Origin of the sequence: Pseudomonas sp. OV226 (assembly GCF_003148705.1) — a bacterium.
In the GTDB taxonomy this organism is placed as follows: domain Bacteria; phylum Pseudomonadota; class Gammaproteobacteria; order Pseudomonadales; family Pseudomonadaceae; genus Aquipseudomonas.
The window spans coordinates 76,808-94,340 of sequence record NZ_QGGS01000016.1 but is presented as its reverse complement, the minus strand read 5'-3'; the positions used below and the strand labels follow the sequence as shown (position 1 = coordinate 94,340).

Below are 17,533 nucleotides of genomic sequence, written 5' to 3'. Positions count from 1 at the left end.
CGATCCTGGATTTTTCTCAGTAGCGCCAAGTCATGTTGGCCGTCAGGGCTTGAATCCAGGCGTTGTCGAACTCGCCTGAGACACGATTGCCTGACAGCGTTTTTTGCTGATCGACGGACATGTCCCCCATCCACACCGTGACCCAACTGAAATTCACGTCTGTCTCTTTATTCAGTGAATAAGTAAAGCCTGTGGCGAAGCGCCAGGCGGCGCCCATGGGCACGGTGGGCGTACGATTTGCGTCGGACACGGCGGACGTGTCATAGGCAACGCCGAAGTCCCAGAGCCAGTCCCGGTTCATCTGGTATTGAGCGCCAAGCGCCAATTGATACGTGTCCTTGTAATGCGCATCGATCGAGGTAGACCGGGAACCGGTTCGGGACGTGTCTACGTCAATGCCGATGTCACCGAATTTCGACCAGTCCTGCCAATTGACCGAGGCCAGGACAGCCCATTGCGTGTCCAGTTGCTGGTACAGGCTGAGGGTCGCCGTTTGCGGTACTTTCAGGTCGATCTTGGTGTTGACGCTGTTGAGGCGGCTCACCAGCGGAGCACTGCTCTCCACATCCAAGCGATCCTCGAAGTCGAGGTCAACCTGACTGGTGTAGGCCAGGCCAATCCGGGTACCTGGTTTTGGTGCATAAATGACGCCTGCGTTGGCGCCGTAACCCCATGTGCTGTCCCGGTATTTGTATTGGCCGTCGCCCCTTTGTGTCAGTCCGAGCGGCGCCTGATCGATGGCGGCTTCGCTCTTCAGCATCCCGTACATGGCTTTCAGTCCGACGCCGACGGACCATTGATCGTTGAAGCGGTAGGCGACACTGGGTACCAGTGACAGTCCCGCAATGCTCGCGTTCTGCACGAAATAACGGCCGGACCAGTCGTTGTCGTAGTTTTCAGTGAGGCCGAAATCGCCATAGGAGCCGAAACCGACGGACCACCGATCATCCAGTTGATGGCTGATGAAGAAACTGCCGCCCGGTATGGGGTCGAGCGCGTTACCGCTGCCAGCGCCCGGCGTATTGGTTTCACTGTTCCTATCGAACGATAAGTCCCCAAAAAGAACCTGAGCACCAGCGGAGATCTGTGTTCCGCTGAGGTAACTCAAGCCAGCGGGGTTGCTGGCGATGGTTGAAGGGCCTTGTGCCCGAGCCGCTGCACCGGCATTGGCCAGCCCGACGTTGTCGGTGGCGATTTCGTACAACATCAGGCCACCGGCAACACTGCGGCCACTGGTAAAGAGTGTCAGCGCACCAAGGACAGTAATCGACAACACACTTTTATTTAATGGCATGAAATCCCTCTCAGCAGATGACTCAATCGATATCTTTAGATCGCCCCAAGTCCAGGGCGCCGTCTTTTACTCGTGCGGCTTTTTTGAGTGTCTGCGCGGAACTCCAACCGCAGGTGCAACTAATCGCCAGCCTCATGAACAGCACAAAAAAGCCGAAGATCAGCTTTGCAGTTAGCCTGTTGTCGCGTTCACTTTACGGCAATCATCAGAAAGGCATCTTGCATTTTCGGACACCGACGCGCGGTATTACGGGTGCGTGGAAACAGTGGGATCACCCTTAAATGGAGGCGACCTCCAGTCCATCTCTCCAATGCTGTGGTGACGTATTTGTCCACGTTTTGAATGCACGGGAGAAGGCGTTTGGATCCTGGTATTGAAGGGTCTGAGAGATTGTGGATATCGGCAAATTGGTATCTTTCAAGAGCTGCCGCGCGAAGTTGCTTCTGGAGTCGGTGATCAGTTCTTTGAGGTGAGAACCTTCTGCATCCAGCCGGCGTCGCAGCGTTCTTTCATTCAATGAGAATTGACTGGCGATGTGCTTGGAATTCGCCTGGCCTTTCAATAATAAAGCGTATGTCTGGCTCTTTATTTGTTCTGAAATCGTCAAATGTGACGTGGCGGTCGAAATAGCCAGTTTAAGCAGATGGTGTAAGCGTGGATTCGCCGTACATTGAATTTGTCGGAGTTTCTGATTGTTTATTACAAGTCCGGAAATGCTTGCATTGAACTGAATGTTACAGCGAAATTTTCTGACGTACGGGGTGATGTCTGATGGCTTGCGATATGAAAACTGCACGCGAGCGGGCGTCCAGTTAGCGCCTAATAAGGCCCGCAGCATTTGGAGGCCAACCATGACGGCAGTGTCAACAAGTAATGATTGATTGGGCAGGTCGTGGCGATAAATGACATATCCCAACAAACTGTGTTGGCCCGCCAAGGGAAGAAGGAGTGGGGTCGCGCCACGATCATAGAGATTGGCATGCCCGACCAGGTCGTTCAATGCATCGCCTGGTGTAGTCGCAAGACGCATAAGCTGACCCACCGGACCCAAATGATCCAGCGAAAAGCGCTCACCGATCAACAGGCCAATATGGGGGCACTGAGTGTGTTCGAATGCCGTGTTGAACAGGCGAGCAACGTCCATGTAGGCGAGATGGTTGTCTTCATATGCAAATTGCTCAAGGCTGATACCCGCGTCTTTGAAAACGCCTCGCGAGGAACCCCCTATCGCGTCAACTACTTCCGGGAATCGACGGAATGGGCTTGTGCTAATTTCTCCAGGCCCGCCCATTCTTAACGATGATTTTTTGGAGGGCATATTAGCTCGCTATCGTTCCTGAAGCTGGCGCATGGCTACGCTGGCGAACATCTGACACATGACGAGCAAAAGAGCGTAGCGCCCATGAGCCAGCGCCTGGCACCTCGCGGCCGTTCTGCGCCGCCAGTCCTTGGCCGAATCATCGATTACACGAGTCGTGCGCATTAATTGAATCCGAAAATACATAATATTGAATACATTGGTTTTAGCACGGATGCGCTTTTTTTCAAATGGTGCATAGAGACTATGCTCCACCCTAATAGCCGTTTCCATACATCGACGAAGCTAGGTTAGAGGGCATTCTTCTGGTGTTTTCGTTCCGATATACTCAGGATAAACAGGTCTTGACTAGTGACGTGCCATTGCCGCGTGAGGTGCTCGAAGCTTCATTGAATCTCATTCGCTAAAAAGTATGCTTGTATTCACTCATGAAAATTGTTGGTTTTAATTGTATACATGCGATACGTTGGTGACCGGCTGCCTCCCACTCGGACGGTGTGTAAATACAGTAGCCTGGTCGGGCGACGCGAACATGCACTTGGTCAAAAATGTCTAGTCCTGAAATAGGTTTACGCCTATTTCAACCTCAAAACGCTCGATGCCCGGCCATAGACGGTGGTTTCTCTCCATTCACGCCTGCTTCCCAGCTTTACGGTTAATGAACAGAATGGCGAGTTAACGGTAATCAGTCACTCAGCTGCAAATGGTCCCGCTGACTTCACTGGCAACGATTTCACCCCTATTTCGCAACATCTTTACGAAGTTATGCGGGGCGAGCTCGCCGTTTCCAAGGTTCGTCGGTTTCGATTGAGGCTACAGATTGCGCCTGAGTGCAAGCTAACGTCGGATGCCCGCTAATGCGTGCATATTGAGAGCCCCGCCAGAGCGCGGGGCTTTTTTATACTTCAAGTTCACCGAAGTCAGGGTGGCCTCAGGTTAAGACGGTTCCAACTCAAGGGCGTCTACGCTAACAGGCAAGGTGTGTGATGCATTTATCCTGCCTTCCAATCTGTTCACGAACGCCAACGCTTGTGCATAGCTGTGAAACTTAACGCACCACTCGTTCATCCATACATTCCAGCCTTCCGGCGTGCTCGCTTTCTCGATTTTTATCAGCATTCTGGAATCCCTCCATGTAGTGGCTTGGCGCAGTCTCGAATCTGGAACAATCGAAGTGCTGCATGTGTTCTTTCGTCTGCGTGTCTTGGGTGAAGACGCAGGGAGAAACAACACAAATTGTGAGGAGGACAATCTCTCCAAAATGCAGGTTTGACTGCATTCGAGGCATCCATCAAAACCCACACGTGACAGGTATGACTAACCTCATCGAAGCGCATTTCAAACTGATGGGAAGGGGACGGGAAATTAATAATTATCAAAAATAGATTTATGACGGCGCAAGACGCGATCAGACGCTACGCCAGCCCGCCTTGTCATGCTGACCGCCAAACCCTGGCGGAATCAGAAGCACGATCGTTTGACTGGATAATGGCTTGCTGTCGATGTCCGAGGGGTGATTTGGCGAGGGGGTCTTGTCAGAGATACGTCTGCTACCGCCCGGTTTTTCCAGGCGGTTTGTTCAGGACAGAACGCTGCACTTTTTGCGTGTTATCTGGATGGACTTATAGTCAGCACGTTTTTCTTTATGCTGGACAGCCAATAGAGGCAAAGTGGTTTTAGGGTCGTTCAGCGGTAACGTCTGGAGGAACCCGACATCACACGCCCACCACTGACTGGCGAGCAATTCTTCAATGACCTCGGGCGCGTGTCGATACTTGATGATTTTTGCAGGGACCCCAGCAACTATCGCGTAGGGCGGCACGTCGTGGGCAACCAGGGCGCGGGTTGCGATAATCGCACCTGTGCCTACGGTAACCCCTTCAAGGATCATCGCACTGTGCCCCACCCAAACGTCATGCCCAATCGTTATATCAGCAACGTCGGGGTCGAAAGACAAATGCGTATCGGTATATTGAAAAGGATGTGAACTGAGCCAGTCTGACGGATGTGAGCTTTTTTGCTGTCCGATAAAACAGCCGCTTCCAATAGAGCAGAACCTGCCGATAGAGGATACCGCCGAAAGCACGCAATCACTTCTGATATAGGTATGAGCGCCGATCTTTAAATTTTTCGCTTCTATAACAACATGCCCTATAGATACTTCCTCTTCTAGTGTCAGTGTCGACCTCTTGTGCAATGACAATAGGCCGCCTGCCACTTTGCATTTATGCTTGCGAATCCATTTTTTCCAATAATGATTTCGAACGGCATCAATTATTTTTTTCATAAGGATTTAACTTGGATATCCGTTATAGGGCATGGCATGGCCCTATGAGCCAATCGCAAAGTCTAAATGAATCGGCAGAGGAGATGAAATGTTTTGAAGCTACTCCAGGCGCTCATGATGACTGTCCCCTAGCGATATCACTTTTTCGGCGATTTGCTGCTGGAAGGGATATGCAGGTATGACATGACGCTTTCAGTCAGTTCGGTCGCCAGCTTGACGGCTTCTTTGTTGCGCGCCATCACACCCGCCACCAACCCTTCGATTAAAGCGAGCACAGCGATGTTGGAGCTGGTCATTACCGGATGGTCGGCAGGGGCAAATAAAACATGTTCGGCAACGCCGGTGAGAGGTGACGCGGGGGAGTCAGTGATTGCCAGCACCGAAGCCCCGCGCTCATTGGCAAAACGGGCGAGTTGCAAGGTGTCGAGGGAATAACGCGGCAGGGAGATAGCCAGCAGCACGTCCTGATCGGTAATTGCAGCCAGGCGGTAAGCGGCGTTTTCGTTGCCGCCCTCCATGCTGATGGCGGTGGCGTCCGCACAGAAGGGCATCAGGGTTGAGGCCGCGAGACCGGCGAAGTAGACACTGTTGCCAAAACCCAGGATGTAAATTTTGCGGGCTTTGGTCAGGCGAGTGACGAACGCCTCAAAGGTGTCTGCATGGTTGTTGGTCGCCGCCGCGGCAAGGTTGCTGGTGGCGCTCTGAATTTGTTCATGCAGGCCAAACGCGCCACCAGGACGATGCGCCAGTTCGTTGCGCAGTTTGTCGACCGGCGACACCATCTGCTGCAACGTCGCGACCAGTTCGGACTTCATGCCGGTATAGCCACCCAGGTTCAGCGCCTTGGCCAAACGGTTGACCGCTGCGGGTGAGGTGGACGTTTCATGGGCCATTTCTTCGATGGTCAGCGTCGCGGCCCTCAGCGGGTGACGCAGGATAAAATCCGCCACCTTGCGCAGTGACGGCGGTAAATCGGAAACGATTTCCGCCAGTTTGCGCATCACCGGCGCGGCATAGACCGTGGTGTTTTTCGAAGGGGTCGGCATATCCGGCTCAACAATTCCAAAGGGTTAGGGAAGGCCTGGCATAAGGTTGGCTGGAGTGTATCCGAAGCCGAACCTCGTTGTGCATCGCCCGGCCAAGGAGTGGTGAGCGAGCCGGTGATTATTTCAGGCTGCCGGCCAGAAACTGCTGGAGACGCTCGGACTGAGGATTGACCAGCACTTCGCGCGGGTTGCCACGCTCTTCGGCCTGGCCCTTGTGCAAGAACACCAGTTGATTGGAGACCTCGCGGGCAAAGCCCATTTCGTGGGTCACGACCACCATGGTGCGTCCTTCGAGTGCCAGATCCTGCATGACTTTAAGCACTTCGCCGACCAGCTCCGGGTCGAGTGCCGACGTCGGTTCATCGAACAGCATCACTTCAGGTTCCATGGCCAGTGCACGGGCAATCGCCACGCGCTGCTGCTCACCCCCCGACATATGCGCGGGCCAGGCGTCCATGCGGTGCGCCACGCCGACTTTGTTCAAGTAGTGCTCGGCTTTTTCCCGGGCCTCTTTCTTGTTCATGCCCAGCACATGTACCGGGGCTTCCATGACGTTTTCTAGGGCGCTCATGTGCGACCAGAGGTTGAAGTGCTGAAACACCATCGATAGTCGCGAACGCATGCGTTGCAGCTGCTTGGGTTCAGCAGCCTTGAGCCCGCCGAGTTTATTGGTCACCAGTTTGAGCTGTTCGCCATTGAGCACGATGTTGCCGGCGTTGGGCTGCTCCAGCAGGTTGATGCAACGCAGGAAGGTGCTTTTGCCGGAACCGCTGGAGCCGATGATGCTGATGACATCACCGGCCTTCGCTTCCAGGGAAACACCCTTGAGCACTTCATGGGCGCCGTAGCTTTTGTGAAGATCCTGAATTTCAAGTTTGTACATGGTTTCAACTCTCTGGAATCAATCGCTGAGCAAACGGCCTTGGCGAATAGGGGACTTGCCGGCCACTTTGGCCAGCCACAAACCGGGCTGGGCAAAGCGCAGGCGTTCGCGGGCATACAGGATGCCGTCGGTGCTGGCGTGCACCACGCTGTGTTGATCGGTCAGCGGATCTAGCACTTCGAACAGCGGATCGCCGACCTTGACGTGGGCGCCCAACGGTTGCAGATAACTCACCACCCCCGGATGCGGCGCATAGGCGTACTGCGCACCGGCGAACGGTGTCGCTTCACAACGGCTCGGTGGCGCGGCGGGCCAGACTCCGCTAATCAGGCCTTGGTCGGCGAGATAGCCAAGAATGGCCTGCGCACTGTCGACGCATTGCTCTCGTTCGGTGTCAGCCATGCCGCGCAATTCGATGGTGGTGGCCACGCATGCCAGTGGAATATTGGCGTGCGCAAAGCGCTCGGCCAGGTGCCGCCAGGGAATCGCGCAGGCTTCATCGAAAGCGTTACCTCCCGCCGCCTCGGCCAGCAGGGCCACCTCAGCGTCCAGGCGGGCGGCCAATGAACTCAAGCGCGGCCAGTTTTGCGGCATTGCATACAGCAGCATGATCGACTCGAAGTCGCAGTGCAGGTCCAGCACCACATCGGCATCACAAGCATGCTGCATCAACAGTCGCCGCAAACCATCGAGCTCCGATGTCGCTGCCGGCAGGTGGGTGAGTGCGTCGCGCATGGCGCTACGGATCAGTGCGATGTTGGCGTTGGCATCCTCGCCCAACTGACCTTCCACTTGCTGCGCTACGGACTCGGTCAGTTCCGGGAAGTCGCGATTGAAATTCTTCCCGCTGGAGAACTCAAAGCGCCCCTGATGGGTGGCCTGGAACATCTGGGCAATACCAATCGGATTTGCCATCGGCACCAACTCGATTATCCCGTTCAGGCGACCTTGCTCTTCCAGTTCCTGCAGACGGCGCTTGAGCTCAACAGCGACACGCATCCCCGGTAGCTCGTCGGCATGCAAGGAGGCCTGGATGTAGGCCTTGCGCGGTCCGCTACCAAAACGAAACAGCGACAACTTTCGCTCTGTGCCCGAGGCACTCCACGGCAAAAGGTATTGAATGTGCTTCATAACGCTCCTTAGTGCTTGCGCGGTGCCAGATAGGCCAGCCAGCGGCGCTCGGCCAGTTTGAACAGACGAACCAGGATGAAGGTCAGGACCAGGTAGAGGAGGCCGGCCGTGATGAACGCCTCGAACGGCAGATAGAAGCGCGAACTGACGGTTCGCGCGGCGCCAGTGATATCCACCAGCGTGACAATGGACGCCAGGCTGGTGGTTTGCAGCATCATCAATACCTCGTTGCTGTACTGCGGCAGCGCCCGGCGCAAGGCCGATGGCAGGAGGATGCGGCGGTACAAAGTCAGGCGCGACATGCCCATGGCTTTGGCGGCTTCGATCTCGCCGTGGGCCGTGGCCTTCAGACTGCCAGCCAGGAGTTCCGCGCTATAGGCGCTGGTATTGATCGCGAAGGCCAGGCACGCACAAAAGGTTGCGCTGGACAGGTAAGGCCAGAGCGCGCTTTGGCGTACCGCTTCGAACTGCGCCAGCCCGTAATAGATCAGGAACAATTGCACCAGCATTGGGGTGCCGCGAATCACGTAGGTGTAGAGCCAGGCCGGGAAGTTGATCAGCGGTGAGCGGGAGACGCGCATCAGCGCCAAAGGAACCGCAAGCACCAGGCCAACGGCCAGGGAAATCAGCAGCACTTTCAAGGTCACCAACACGCCATTGAAATACAGCGGCAGGTTTTCCCTAATCAGGTTGTAGTCGAGAATCATGGGTGTGCTCCCAGTCACAGTTCGGCGGCTTTGATGCCGACCGAGTAGTGTTTTTCCAGATAGCGCAGCACCAGCAATGACACGCTGGTCAGCATCAAATAGAGCGCGGCAACCGCGAGGAAAAACGTGAACGGCTCATGGGTGGCGTCCGCTGCGTTTTTGGCTTTGAACATCATGTCCTGCAAACCGATCACCGAGATCAGCGCGGTGGATTTGGTCAGCACCAACCAGTTGTTGGTGAACCCGGGAATGGCGAAACGAATCATCTGTGGCACCAGAATCCGCCAGAACACCTGAGCGCCACTCATGCCATAAGCCGCGCCGGCCTCGCCTTGACCTTTGGGGATCGCCATAAAGGCGCCGCGAAAGGTTTCCGAAAGATAGGCACCAAAAATGAAGCCCATGGTGCAGACGCCGGCGATGAAGGGGTTGATGTCGATGTACTGGGTGTAACCGAGTGCGAGGGCCATGCGGTTCATCAGATCCTGGCCGCCGTAGAAGATCAGCAGGATCAACACCAGGTCAGGAATGCCGCGAATCAGGGTTGTATAGCCTTCGCCCAACACCGCCAGCCATTTAAACGGCGACAAACGAAAGGCCGCGCCGATCAGTCCCAGGGAAATGGCCAGGGTCATGGAAGTCAGGGCCAGATTAATGGTCAGCCAGGCGCCATCGAGAATGCTCGATCCGTAGCCGTGAAGCATGATGAAGTTCCTCAAGCGAGCGCCGGGAGGCGCACGAGACAAGCCAAAAGCGGCGCCCGCAAGGGGCCGGCGCCGGGGTTTCGGGTAGGGCTTATTCGCCGTAGATATCGAAGGCGAAGTACTTGCCCATCACTTGCTGGTACTTGCCATTGGCGCGGATCGCGTCAATCGCCGCACTCAAGCGCGCAACGTTCGCACTGTCGCCTTTGCGTACCGCGATCCCGGCGCCTCTGCCGAAGTATTTCGGGTCGTTGATGTCCGGCCCTACCAGTGCGAAATCTTTACCCAATGGTGTTTTGATAAAGCTCTCATCGGTGTTGACGATGTCTGCCAGCGTGGCGTCCAGGCGACCTGCAGCCAGATCGAGGAAGGCTTCATTTTGTGAGGAGTAGCGCACCACCTCGACGCCGACTTTCTCAAGCTGCTCGGTGGCGAAACGGTCATAGGTCGAGGAGCGTTGCACGCCGAGCTTCTTGCCTTTGAGATCGACCAGCGGGTCGTTGATCACGTTGCCGGCCTTCATCGCGAACTTGCCCGGCGTGTGGTAGTACTTTTTGCTGAAGTCGACCGACTTCATGCGGTCTTCAGTGATCGACATCGACGACAGCACCGCATCGATCTTGCGCACTTTCAGCGACGGGATCATGCCGTCGAATTCCTGGATGACCCACTCGCATTTGACCTTCATCTCTTCGCACAGCGCGTTGCCAATGTCGTAGTCGAAACCACTGACGTTGCCCTCTGGCGTCTTGAAGGAGAAGGGTGGGTAGGCGGCTTCGATACCGATACGCAAGCTGCTTTCGTCGGCGTGTGCCAGCAAGCTTGCGGCGCACAGTGCCAGAGCACCTAGAAGTTCTGTCTTGTTCATATTGTTGACTCCTTGGAGGGGGCGTTTGGGTGATACGAACGGCCGACCGATCTGGCGAGGTGGGCCGGTTTGCGAGACTATGATTGGCACACAATATTTCATAAATCAATATAGTGAAAAAAAACATATCAGAATGGGCGACAAGTGGCAGTCCGGGGGAGAGGGTAATTACAGCGATGTATCACCGACCCCTTGAACGAAAACGGGCGCCGATAAGGCGCCCGTTTTTTCAGGTTCTTCAGGTCGGCTAGCGTATCGTTCGGAACGCCGCACGAAGTTCTTCGGTGAACAGCTGCGGCTGTTCCCAGGCCGCGAAATGACCGCCCTTGGCGGCTTGGTGGAAGTAGATCAAGTTGCGATAGGCGCGCCGGGCCCACGACTCGGGAGGGCAGTAGACGTCCTGTGGAAACACCGTGACGGCCACCGGCAATGAAATGTCAGCAGTCTTCTGGGCTGCCGAAAAAAGCGGGCTGCGTCCCATGTTCTCCCAGTAGAGCCGTCCTGCGGAGGCAGCGCTGTTCGTGAGCCAGTACAGTGTGATGTCGTCCAACACCTCATCTTTCGTCGGTGACTGTTGAGGGTCGGCGCCGTATGTCCACTGGGCGAAACCTGGGTGCACGAGCATAAGCGCCGCCAGGAATACCGGGGAGTCGGATACGCCGTAGCCCATCATTTGTGGCCGCGCGGCCATCATCGCGCTGTAAGCCAGATTGCCCTGTTTGACGAGCGTGGCGAGGGCGTCGAAGGTCGCGCGCTCCTTCTCGGAAAATTCCGCTGGCGCGGGACCTCCGGCAGCGAGCGCCGCGACCGCTTCCGGCGGTACTGTGGCTGGCAAGTTAAGGTGAATGCCAAGCAAGCCGGGCGGAGCCTGGCGCGCCATTGCGCTGGTAATCGGAGCACCCCAGTCGCCACCCTGGGCGACGTAATGGGTGTACTCAAGACGTTGCATCAGTTGCGCCCAAACCTGCGCGATAGCGTCCGGGTCCCAACCGGTGCCATTCGGCTTGCCGGAGAAACCGTAGCCTGGAATCGACGGAATCACGACGTCGAATGCATCGGTGGCATTGCCCCCGTGCGCTGTCGGATCAGTGAGCGGCCCGATGACTTTGAGGAACTCGAGCACAGAACCTGGCCAACCGTGGGTCATGAGCAGCGGCATCGCGTTCGGGTTTGGCGAGCGAACCCAGATGAAGTGGATGTCTACGCCATTGAGGGTGGTTGTGTACTGCGGCAAGGCATTGAGCTGCGCTTCGACCTTGCGCCAGTCGTAGTCTGTGCCCCAATAGCGAACCAGCTCTTGTAGCTTGGCCAGTTGTGCGCCTTGAGAGCGATCGGTCACCGTTTCTTTGTCCGGCCAACGTGTCGCTGCAATTCGATTGCGCAGATCGACAAGCTCCTGTTGCGGAACATCGACGTGGAAGGCGCGGATGGATTTGCTGCTGTCGGCGTCAGCGGCGCTGATGAAGGGCGAAACAGCAAGTACGATAGCCGTCGCAATGGCGGCGAGTACGGATGAATGCTTGATCATCATTTCCTCACTTGAGGGCCATGATGAGTGTGTCCGACAACCTTCATCATGAGAGGCGAATCGAGGTAGAACCTGTCACTGAGGCTGCTCTTGATCTTGAGGTCGCGCAACAGTGTTTTTATGGAATGACCCAAACACTTTCTCATGCACTCCCGGGTTCATGCCGGGAAGCATGCCGGGCTCGATGGTCAGGTAATCCGTCTCGGAACTGATGTGCAGGATTTCCAGCAGCGATCGTGAAAGCGATCCGAATCGCGCTACCAGAGTTTCGGCCCGGCGATGAACCGCATCTACCGCTCATCGCCGAATCGTAAAATAGTCTTTGACATGATTGGGGCTTTGGTTGAGTATTAATACATCGCATGCGATCAGGTCGAAAGCGATAATAATCAACCACAACCTTTGCCGTTGGAGATTCAGCCATGAAAACCGGAAGCCGCCACACCACCTCTCACTTCAACGATCACGCTTCCCATGGTCACAATGGCAACAACTGGATCACTGCCTCCGCTGATTGATAAAAGGCATTTTTTTTACTTATACGCATCGCATGCGATTTTATCGCGCAAATATGAAATCCCGAGGAAACATCCATGAGCAAAATCGAAAAAGTACTGGCTACCGGCAAAACCCACACCACCCACAGCGGTGTCGGTGGCCATAACGGCAACCTTGATATCGTATTGTCGTCCCCCGGTTCCGCCCAACCGACCCACCTGTTTACCGCCACCCAGCCGCACCCGAAAGCCGAACAACTGTTCGCCGGTGCGTGGTCGGCCTGCTACACCGCGGCAGTAGGGCTAGTGGCCCAGGAGCGAAATATCGTGTTGCCAGCGGATCTGTCCGTCGACATCGAAGTCGACCTGGGCCAGACTGGGACGGCCTATTTCCTTCAGGCCCGACTGACCCTGCGCGTGCCGGGGCTGGCACACGATGTTGCGACCGAACTGGCGCACATCGCCGATTCCATCTGCCCTTACTCCAAAGCAACACGCGGCAATATCGACGTTGCCCTGAACGTTATTACGGCGTGAATCCTGGACGTGTCACTAATATCGCGTGCGATACAAGCGCATGCGAACAGCGCAAACTATAAACCTGAAGGAAATCATCATGAGCAAGATCGAAAAAGTACTCGCCAGCGGTAAAACCCACACAACCCTGAGCAGTGCAGGCAGCACCTCGCGCGGGCATAACGGCAACGTGGACATCGAACTGTCATCGCCCGGCGGCACCGCACCGGCACACGTGTTTACGGGCGTTCAGCCGCACCCGAAAGCCGAGCAACTGTTCGCCGGAGCCTGGTCGGCCTGTTACATCGCAGCAGTGGGGCTGGCGGCCCAGCAGATGAAGGTGACATTGCCGGCCGATACGGCCGTCGACATCGAAGTCGACCTGGGTCAGACCGGCGCGGCCTACTTCCTCCAGGCCCGACTGACTCTGCGTGTGCCGGGTCTGGAAGAGGGGGTAGCGACCGAACTGGCGCACAACGCCGATGCAATCTGCCCTTACTCCAAGGCAACACGCGGCAACATTGATGTTGCCATTAACGTCCTTACCGCTTGATGCACCGAACAGCCGGCTCACCAGGGGCATCCCTGGTGAGCGGGTCAGATAACAACGGCAGAAGGGTTGGCACTTCCGATACCATCGCATGCGATGTATAGTCGAGCCTTACAACCCCAAACGTCTTTGGCCACAGAGAATGATCATGAAACCCGCTAAGAAGACTTCCGCCCTCGATCTCAAGCTTTCTGACTTCCTCTGTTTTGCGGTCTATTCCTCCAACCTCGCCTTTGGCAAGGCTTACAAGCCTATGCTCGAACGGCTCGGCCTGACTTACACGCAATACATCACTCTTGTTGCGCTGTGGGAGGAAGACAACCAGACCGTTGGCAGCCTTGGCGAAAAGCTGTTCCTGGAATCCAATACCCTCACGCCAATCCTGAAGAAGTTGGAGGCGATGGGTTATTTGCTGCGCCAGCGCGACCCGGAAGATGAGCGGCAAGTGCGGATCAGACTCACAAAAGAGGGGCGACAACTGCGTGAAGGCCTGACCGAAGACGGCTTTCCGCAAACCGGACTTGATCCCGAAGACTTCGTACAAATGCAGAAGGCTATTGTGAAACTGCGGAACAATCTCATCCGCACGACGAAAGACAGGGAGTAAGTGGCAGGGAGTGCATTGAGCGACCAGCAGGGTCGCTCAAATTCAAGTTGGCGTTAAAAAAGAACGTAGGCAGATGCCGTTGTTTGATTCAGGTCGATATCGCCGACCTCCAGTACTTCATATTCCGCGCGGATGCCGATGTTGCGGAATACATCAAATTCAATGCCCGCACCGTAAGTCAGATCCACGCCAGTGTCATCATCGCTGGCATTGCCGTCAGCATCCCAGGCGTGAGCACCGACGCTACCGAAAACTCGCAGCCGGTCTCCCAGCGGAAAACCGATATGGGCGGCGGCCTGAACAGATTTGCCATCGAAATCAAGATCCTTGTCCTCGAATTGGCCGAGATCAACGAAGGCGCCCTCGAAGGCCAGATATCCGTTGAGACGATAGCCTGCAAAAACCTTATAGCTGTTGTCTTCATCGCTCAGGTGAGATTTGTCGGTTTCAATGTTGGTTACGCCAGCTCCAAGATACAAACCTTTGTCGTCCGCGAGTGCCTGAAAAGACAGCAACGAAAGCAGAGTAGCGCAGGCAAGGTTGCGAAATAGCATGTGAGGTGGAGTCCTTCTACAGGTTGTCGATTGTGAGGTGTTCGCCAAGAATTTGGGTGACTGCGCAGATTGATAGAAGTCATTGATTTATATTTCTGGGTTACTTCAATCAGTCTGAGGATTGAGGCTCACAGGGCATTGAAAGAAACGTCTTGCCAACGCATGTGCGGGGAGTTCTTTAGAAAATAACCAACCTTGAGCCAACAACATGCCTTCTGAAGCGAGGTGCGGTAGTTGTTGTTGAGTTTCGACACCCTCGGCGACGACCTCGAGCTTTAGCGCTTTGGCAATGTGGGTGATGTGTCGCCACAAGGCGTCCTTGGCGGCGATTTTGTCCTTCGTGATGAATGAGCGATCTATCTTCAGCATGTCGACAGGCACTGACTCGATGAACGAGAGGCTGGAATAGCCCGTGCCAAAGTCATCAATGGCAATCCGATGCCCGTACGCCCGAAGCCGTTGCAGTTGAATGGATGCACTTTCATGGTCTAACAAGGCTCTTTCCGTGACTTCAAAGGCGATGGCAGACGCCGGTAGGTTGTACGTAGCCATGATGCTGGCGACAAAGTCTGGAAAGGTTGAATCGAGAATGTCTTGAGCGGAAAGATTCACCGCAATGTAGAAATCCTTGCATGCCCAAAAATAGGTGCTGTAATCCTCCGCGACCTGGCGCATGACCGAGCGCGTAAGCTCGCAAATCAAATCGGACTTCTCTGCCGCCGCGATGAATACATCCGCCGGAATAGCGGCTCCTTTGAGGCTCCAGCGAGACAGCGCCTCGGCGCCGACCAGATGTCCTGTCCTCAAATTAACAATAGGCTGGTAGTGAACGTTCAGTTTGTTCGCTCTTGTGGCCTTGCGTAACTGAACGACGGTGGAGGTGTAATAGCTGTGAATCCGCCATGCGATGTAGACCAACGCTTCCAGCATGAACGCCAGAACAACGAACAACTTCCATCTGAGCGCTGTCAGGTCACTCAGCGCAACTGAGAGGACTGAGATCAGTTCGTTACGGTTGTTGGGAAAGGCGACATAGGCTTTGTCTGTCGTGGTAACAAGTTCTTCAAGGGGAAACGGCTCTTGCAACTTCAGGGGCTGACGGTTCATAGAGGTAATGGACGCCATACCGCCTGGACCGCGCAGGTCCAATTGCACCTCTTCCGGAAGGTTCATGTTGTCCAGAAGTATTTCCTTGTTGACCCAAACGTAAGCTGATTGCTGCGAAATAATGATGAAGTCTGTATCCGCGGAGGTGGCCTGGTCGGAACTGATCTCATAGGTTCGCCCTTTAACCAGGATCCGGTTGCTTTCGTTTCCCGCTGACACCGATGTGATTTTTTGCCCGTAGGATGAGCAGATCCTGCCATTCTCAAGTTGGACTGCCGCTTGATAAATAAATCGAAAGTTCTTCACCGTGTCCGCTATTTGTGAGTACTGCTCACCGGAGCATTCCTGGCTTGAACGATCAAAACGGCCGAGGGCTTCCAGTGCTTTATCGATTTGCGTGTTGGGTTCGACTTGAGCGGCACTGAAATCGTCGTGAACGTTATTCAAGCGCTGCTCAAAAATATTCTCTGCAAGCTGCCCGGAACAAAACCATGCGATTGAACCCGCTGCAGCCATTGCGCATAAAGCTAAGGTGTATTTTCTAAACGAGGCTTTATACGCTGCGATCATAAAAACTCCGGAAAACATTATTTGACTTGGCGAGACCTGACTTGGGAAGTAGCAGTCGGGGAGATTAACCGTCAATCAACCAGGCTAACGCGACACCACACAAGTAGGCAGCAAGACAAAAGATGATTTTCTGTTTGAGCGGCAGTGAGTTTAATCGATAGCGCATACTTATCCCCTTGAGTTAGAAATAAGAAATAGTGGCAATTAAGAGGGATGAATGAAAATTATTGATCGTTATTTTTGATGTTTCTGTTGCTCAAAGGTGCGTCAGCTGCAGGGCATGAAAAGTCCTGCAGCGATCCGCATGAGTCAGATTTTTCTCGATCAAGAGTTGTGCCGCCGTGGCTTTAAATATTCAGCGGCTGGAGGATGCCAGTTTTGCAGAGTTGCGCCTGGCCGTTACTGAAGGGGTTTCACCGTAAGCGTCATGATACGCCTTGGAAAAACGGCTTAAATGGTGGAAGTTCCAATACATTGCGGTTTCGGTAACCGTTGGCCAGGTTTTACGGATCAAGTCTCGGCGGACATTGGCGAGTCTTAAATTTCTTACGTAGGCGATCGGCGAAATACCGAATGTTTCGACGAAGCCATGATGCAAAGTGCGAGTTGTCGTTTCAAGCTGTTTTACCAGCGCCTTCATGCTAAGCGCCTTTTTCGTGTTTTTGTGAATGTATTCTATTGCTTTTATTGCGACCGTTCTTCTCGTCGGAACTTTAAGCGCCAAGGTACCAACAGGTGTCAGCGCCTGAAGTAGCGAAATCAATAGCGCACTTTCAATGGCTGAAACTTCTGAGCAGCCACGTTGTTTTAAAGGCGGGTCATTGACGTTCACGCAGTAGGCGTTGATGGCCTGAATGGCAGATTGCATTAATTTGAAATTGGCAGCCTGAAAGCGGTGTTCCTTTCGATAGGCAAGAACATCGACAGTTGAGTGATTTTCGAGGCACTGCTCGTAATGTTCCAAAGTCGTGGTCAGGGTGAAAAGAGTTTCATTCGGTTCGCAGGTGTAATGCACGGGTTCACCGCTATACAGCACGATGATTTCGTTAGGGCGCAATTCATGATTGTTTACAGTTGGCCGACCTACAGAAGCCTGTGAAATGGCAAAGGTTACAAAGCCATCAGGAACAGAGCTAATGAGCGTGATCGCTGAATCAAATTCCAGTCTGCTGCATTGGAGTCTCGGGCTATGAATGAGCTTATGCTGCCGAATGCTTGCTTGATGCTCTGATGGGGTGAGGCTCATCTCCCAGCGACCAATCGTTCTATTGGAGTTGTCCGCAGGAGTAGAGGTTATATGAAAGACTTCATCAGGGATGCTCATGGAATTTAACGCTCTTCAACTAAATGGATTGTGCCAGGCAAT

General features: G+C 54.5%; 16 protein-coding genes. 3 read left to right on the top strand and 13 right to left on the bottom strand.

Annotated elements, in window-relative coordinates:
* Positions 1 to 16: 16 nt before the first annotated feature.
* The 10 genes from C7534_RS22270 to C7534_RS22215 all read right to left on the bottom strand — a co-directional run bounded on the left by C7534_RS22270 (position 17) and on the right by C7534_RS22215 (position 11,769).
* Entirely contained in the window at positions 17 to 1,294 is a 1,278-nt protein-coding gene (locus tag C7534_RS22270) for an OmpP1/FadL family transporter (RefSeq protein ID WP_109787055.1), read from the bottom strand.
* A gap of 277 nt (positions 1,295 to 1,571) precedes the next feature.
* A complete protein-coding gene (locus C7534_RS22265; protein WP_109787054.1) occupies positions 1,572 to 2,612 on the bottom strand; it encodes an AraC family transcriptional regulator in 1,041 nt (346 codons plus the stop codon).
* A 1,579-nt stretch (positions 2,613 to 4,191) separates the two neighbouring features.
* Positions 4,192 to 4,899, bottom strand: coding sequence for a CatB-related O-acetyltransferase (locus C7534_RS22250; RefSeq protein WP_109787051.1), 708 nt, complete (start codon positions 4,897 to 4,899; stop codon positions 4,192 to 4,194).
* Positions 4,900 to 5,036: 137 nt separating this feature from the next.
* Positions 5,037 to 5,945, bottom strand: a complete 909-nt coding sequence (locus C7534_RS22245; RefSeq protein WP_046028166.1) for a MurR/RpiR family transcriptional regulator — start codon at positions 5,943 to 5,945, stop codon at positions 5,037 to 5,039.
* 118 nt (positions 5,946 to 6,063) lie between these two features.
* Positions 6,064 to 6,828: an ABC transporter ATP-binding protein gene (locus C7534_RS22240; RefSeq protein ID WP_046028165.1), complete on the bottom strand. Its 765-nt coding sequence runs from the start codon at positions 6,826 to 6,828 to the stop codon at positions 6,064 to 6,066.
* Between the two features lie 18 nt (positions 6,829 to 6,846).
* Positions 6,847 to 7,959 (bottom strand): succinylglutamate desuccinylase/aspartoacylase family protein, encoded by a 1,113-nt coding sequence (locus C7534_RS22235; RefSeq protein WP_109787050.1) that lies wholly within the window; start codon positions 7,957 to 7,959, stop codon positions 6,847 to 6,849.
* 8 nt (positions 7,960 to 7,967) lie between these two features.
* Positions 7,968 to 8,666: an ABC transporter permease gene (locus C7534_RS22230; protein WP_109787049.1), complete on the bottom strand. Its 699-nt coding sequence runs from the start codon at positions 8,664 to 8,666 to the stop codon at positions 7,968 to 7,970.
* Between the two features lie 14 nt (positions 8,667 to 8,680).
* A complete protein-coding gene (locus C7534_RS22225; RefSeq protein ID WP_109787048.1) occupies positions 8,681 to 9,370 on the bottom strand; it encodes an ABC transporter permease in 690 nt (229 codons plus the stop codon).
* Between the two features lie 91 nt (positions 9,371 to 9,461).
* Complete coding sequence (locus C7534_RS22220) at positions 9,462 to 10,238, bottom strand: ABC transporter substrate-binding protein (RefSeq protein WP_077430450.1); 777 nt, start codon at positions 10,236 to 10,238, stop codon at positions 9,462 to 9,464.
* Between the two features lie 247 nt (positions 10,239 to 10,485).
* On the bottom strand, positions 10,486 to 11,769 hold the full coding sequence (locus tag C7534_RS22215; protein ID WP_177412264.1) for an epoxide hydrolase family protein: 1,284 nt from the start codon (positions 11,767 to 11,769) through the stop codon (positions 10,486 to 10,488).
* A gap of 590 nt (positions 11,770 to 12,359) precedes the next feature.
* Here C7534_RS22215 and C7534_RS22210 point away from each other — a divergent pair.
* The 3 genes from C7534_RS22210 to C7534_RS22200 all read left to right on the top strand — a co-directional run bounded on the left by C7534_RS22210 (position 12,360) and on the right by C7534_RS22200 (position 13,936).
* Positions 12,360 to 12,800: an Ohr family peroxiredoxin gene (locus tag C7534_RS22210; RefSeq protein ID WP_046028155.1), complete on the top strand. Its 441-nt coding sequence runs from the start codon at positions 12,360 to 12,362 to the stop codon at positions 12,798 to 12,800.
* Between the two features lie 79 nt (positions 12,801 to 12,879).
* A complete protein-coding gene (locus tag C7534_RS22205) occupies positions 12,880 to 13,332 on the top strand; it encodes an Ohr family peroxiredoxin (RefSeq protein WP_109787046.1) in 453 nt (150 codons plus the stop codon).
* 145 nt (positions 13,333 to 13,477) lie between these two features.
* Positions 13,478 to 13,936, top strand: a complete 459-nt coding sequence (locus C7534_RS22200) for a MarR family winged helix-turn-helix transcriptional regulator (protein ID WP_046028153.1) — start codon at positions 13,478 to 13,480, stop codon at positions 13,934 to 13,936.
* Positions 13,937 to 13,989: 53 nt separating this feature from the next.
* Here the strand turns inward: C7534_RS22200 and C7534_RS22195 are convergent, their stop codons facing one another.
* The 3 genes from C7534_RS22195 to C7534_RS22185 form a co-directional block, all read right to left on the bottom strand.
* Positions 13,990 to 14,490 (bottom strand): outer membrane beta-barrel protein, encoded by a 501-nt coding sequence (locus C7534_RS22195; protein ID WP_046028143.1) that lies wholly within the window; start codon positions 14,488 to 14,490, stop codon positions 13,990 to 13,992.
* A 105-nt stretch (positions 14,491 to 14,595) separates the two neighbouring features.
* Complete coding sequence (locus C7534_RS22190) at positions 14,596 to 16,167, bottom strand: EAL domain-containing protein (protein WP_109787045.1); 1,572 nt, start codon at positions 16,165 to 16,167, stop codon at positions 14,596 to 14,598.
* A 355-nt stretch (positions 16,168 to 16,522) separates the two neighbouring features.
* A complete protein-coding gene (locus C7534_RS22185) occupies positions 16,523 to 17,491 on the bottom strand; it encodes a helix-turn-helix domain-containing protein (protein ID WP_109787044.1) in 969 nt (322 codons plus the stop codon).
* Between the last annotated feature and the right edge of the window lie 42 nt (positions 17,492 to 17,533).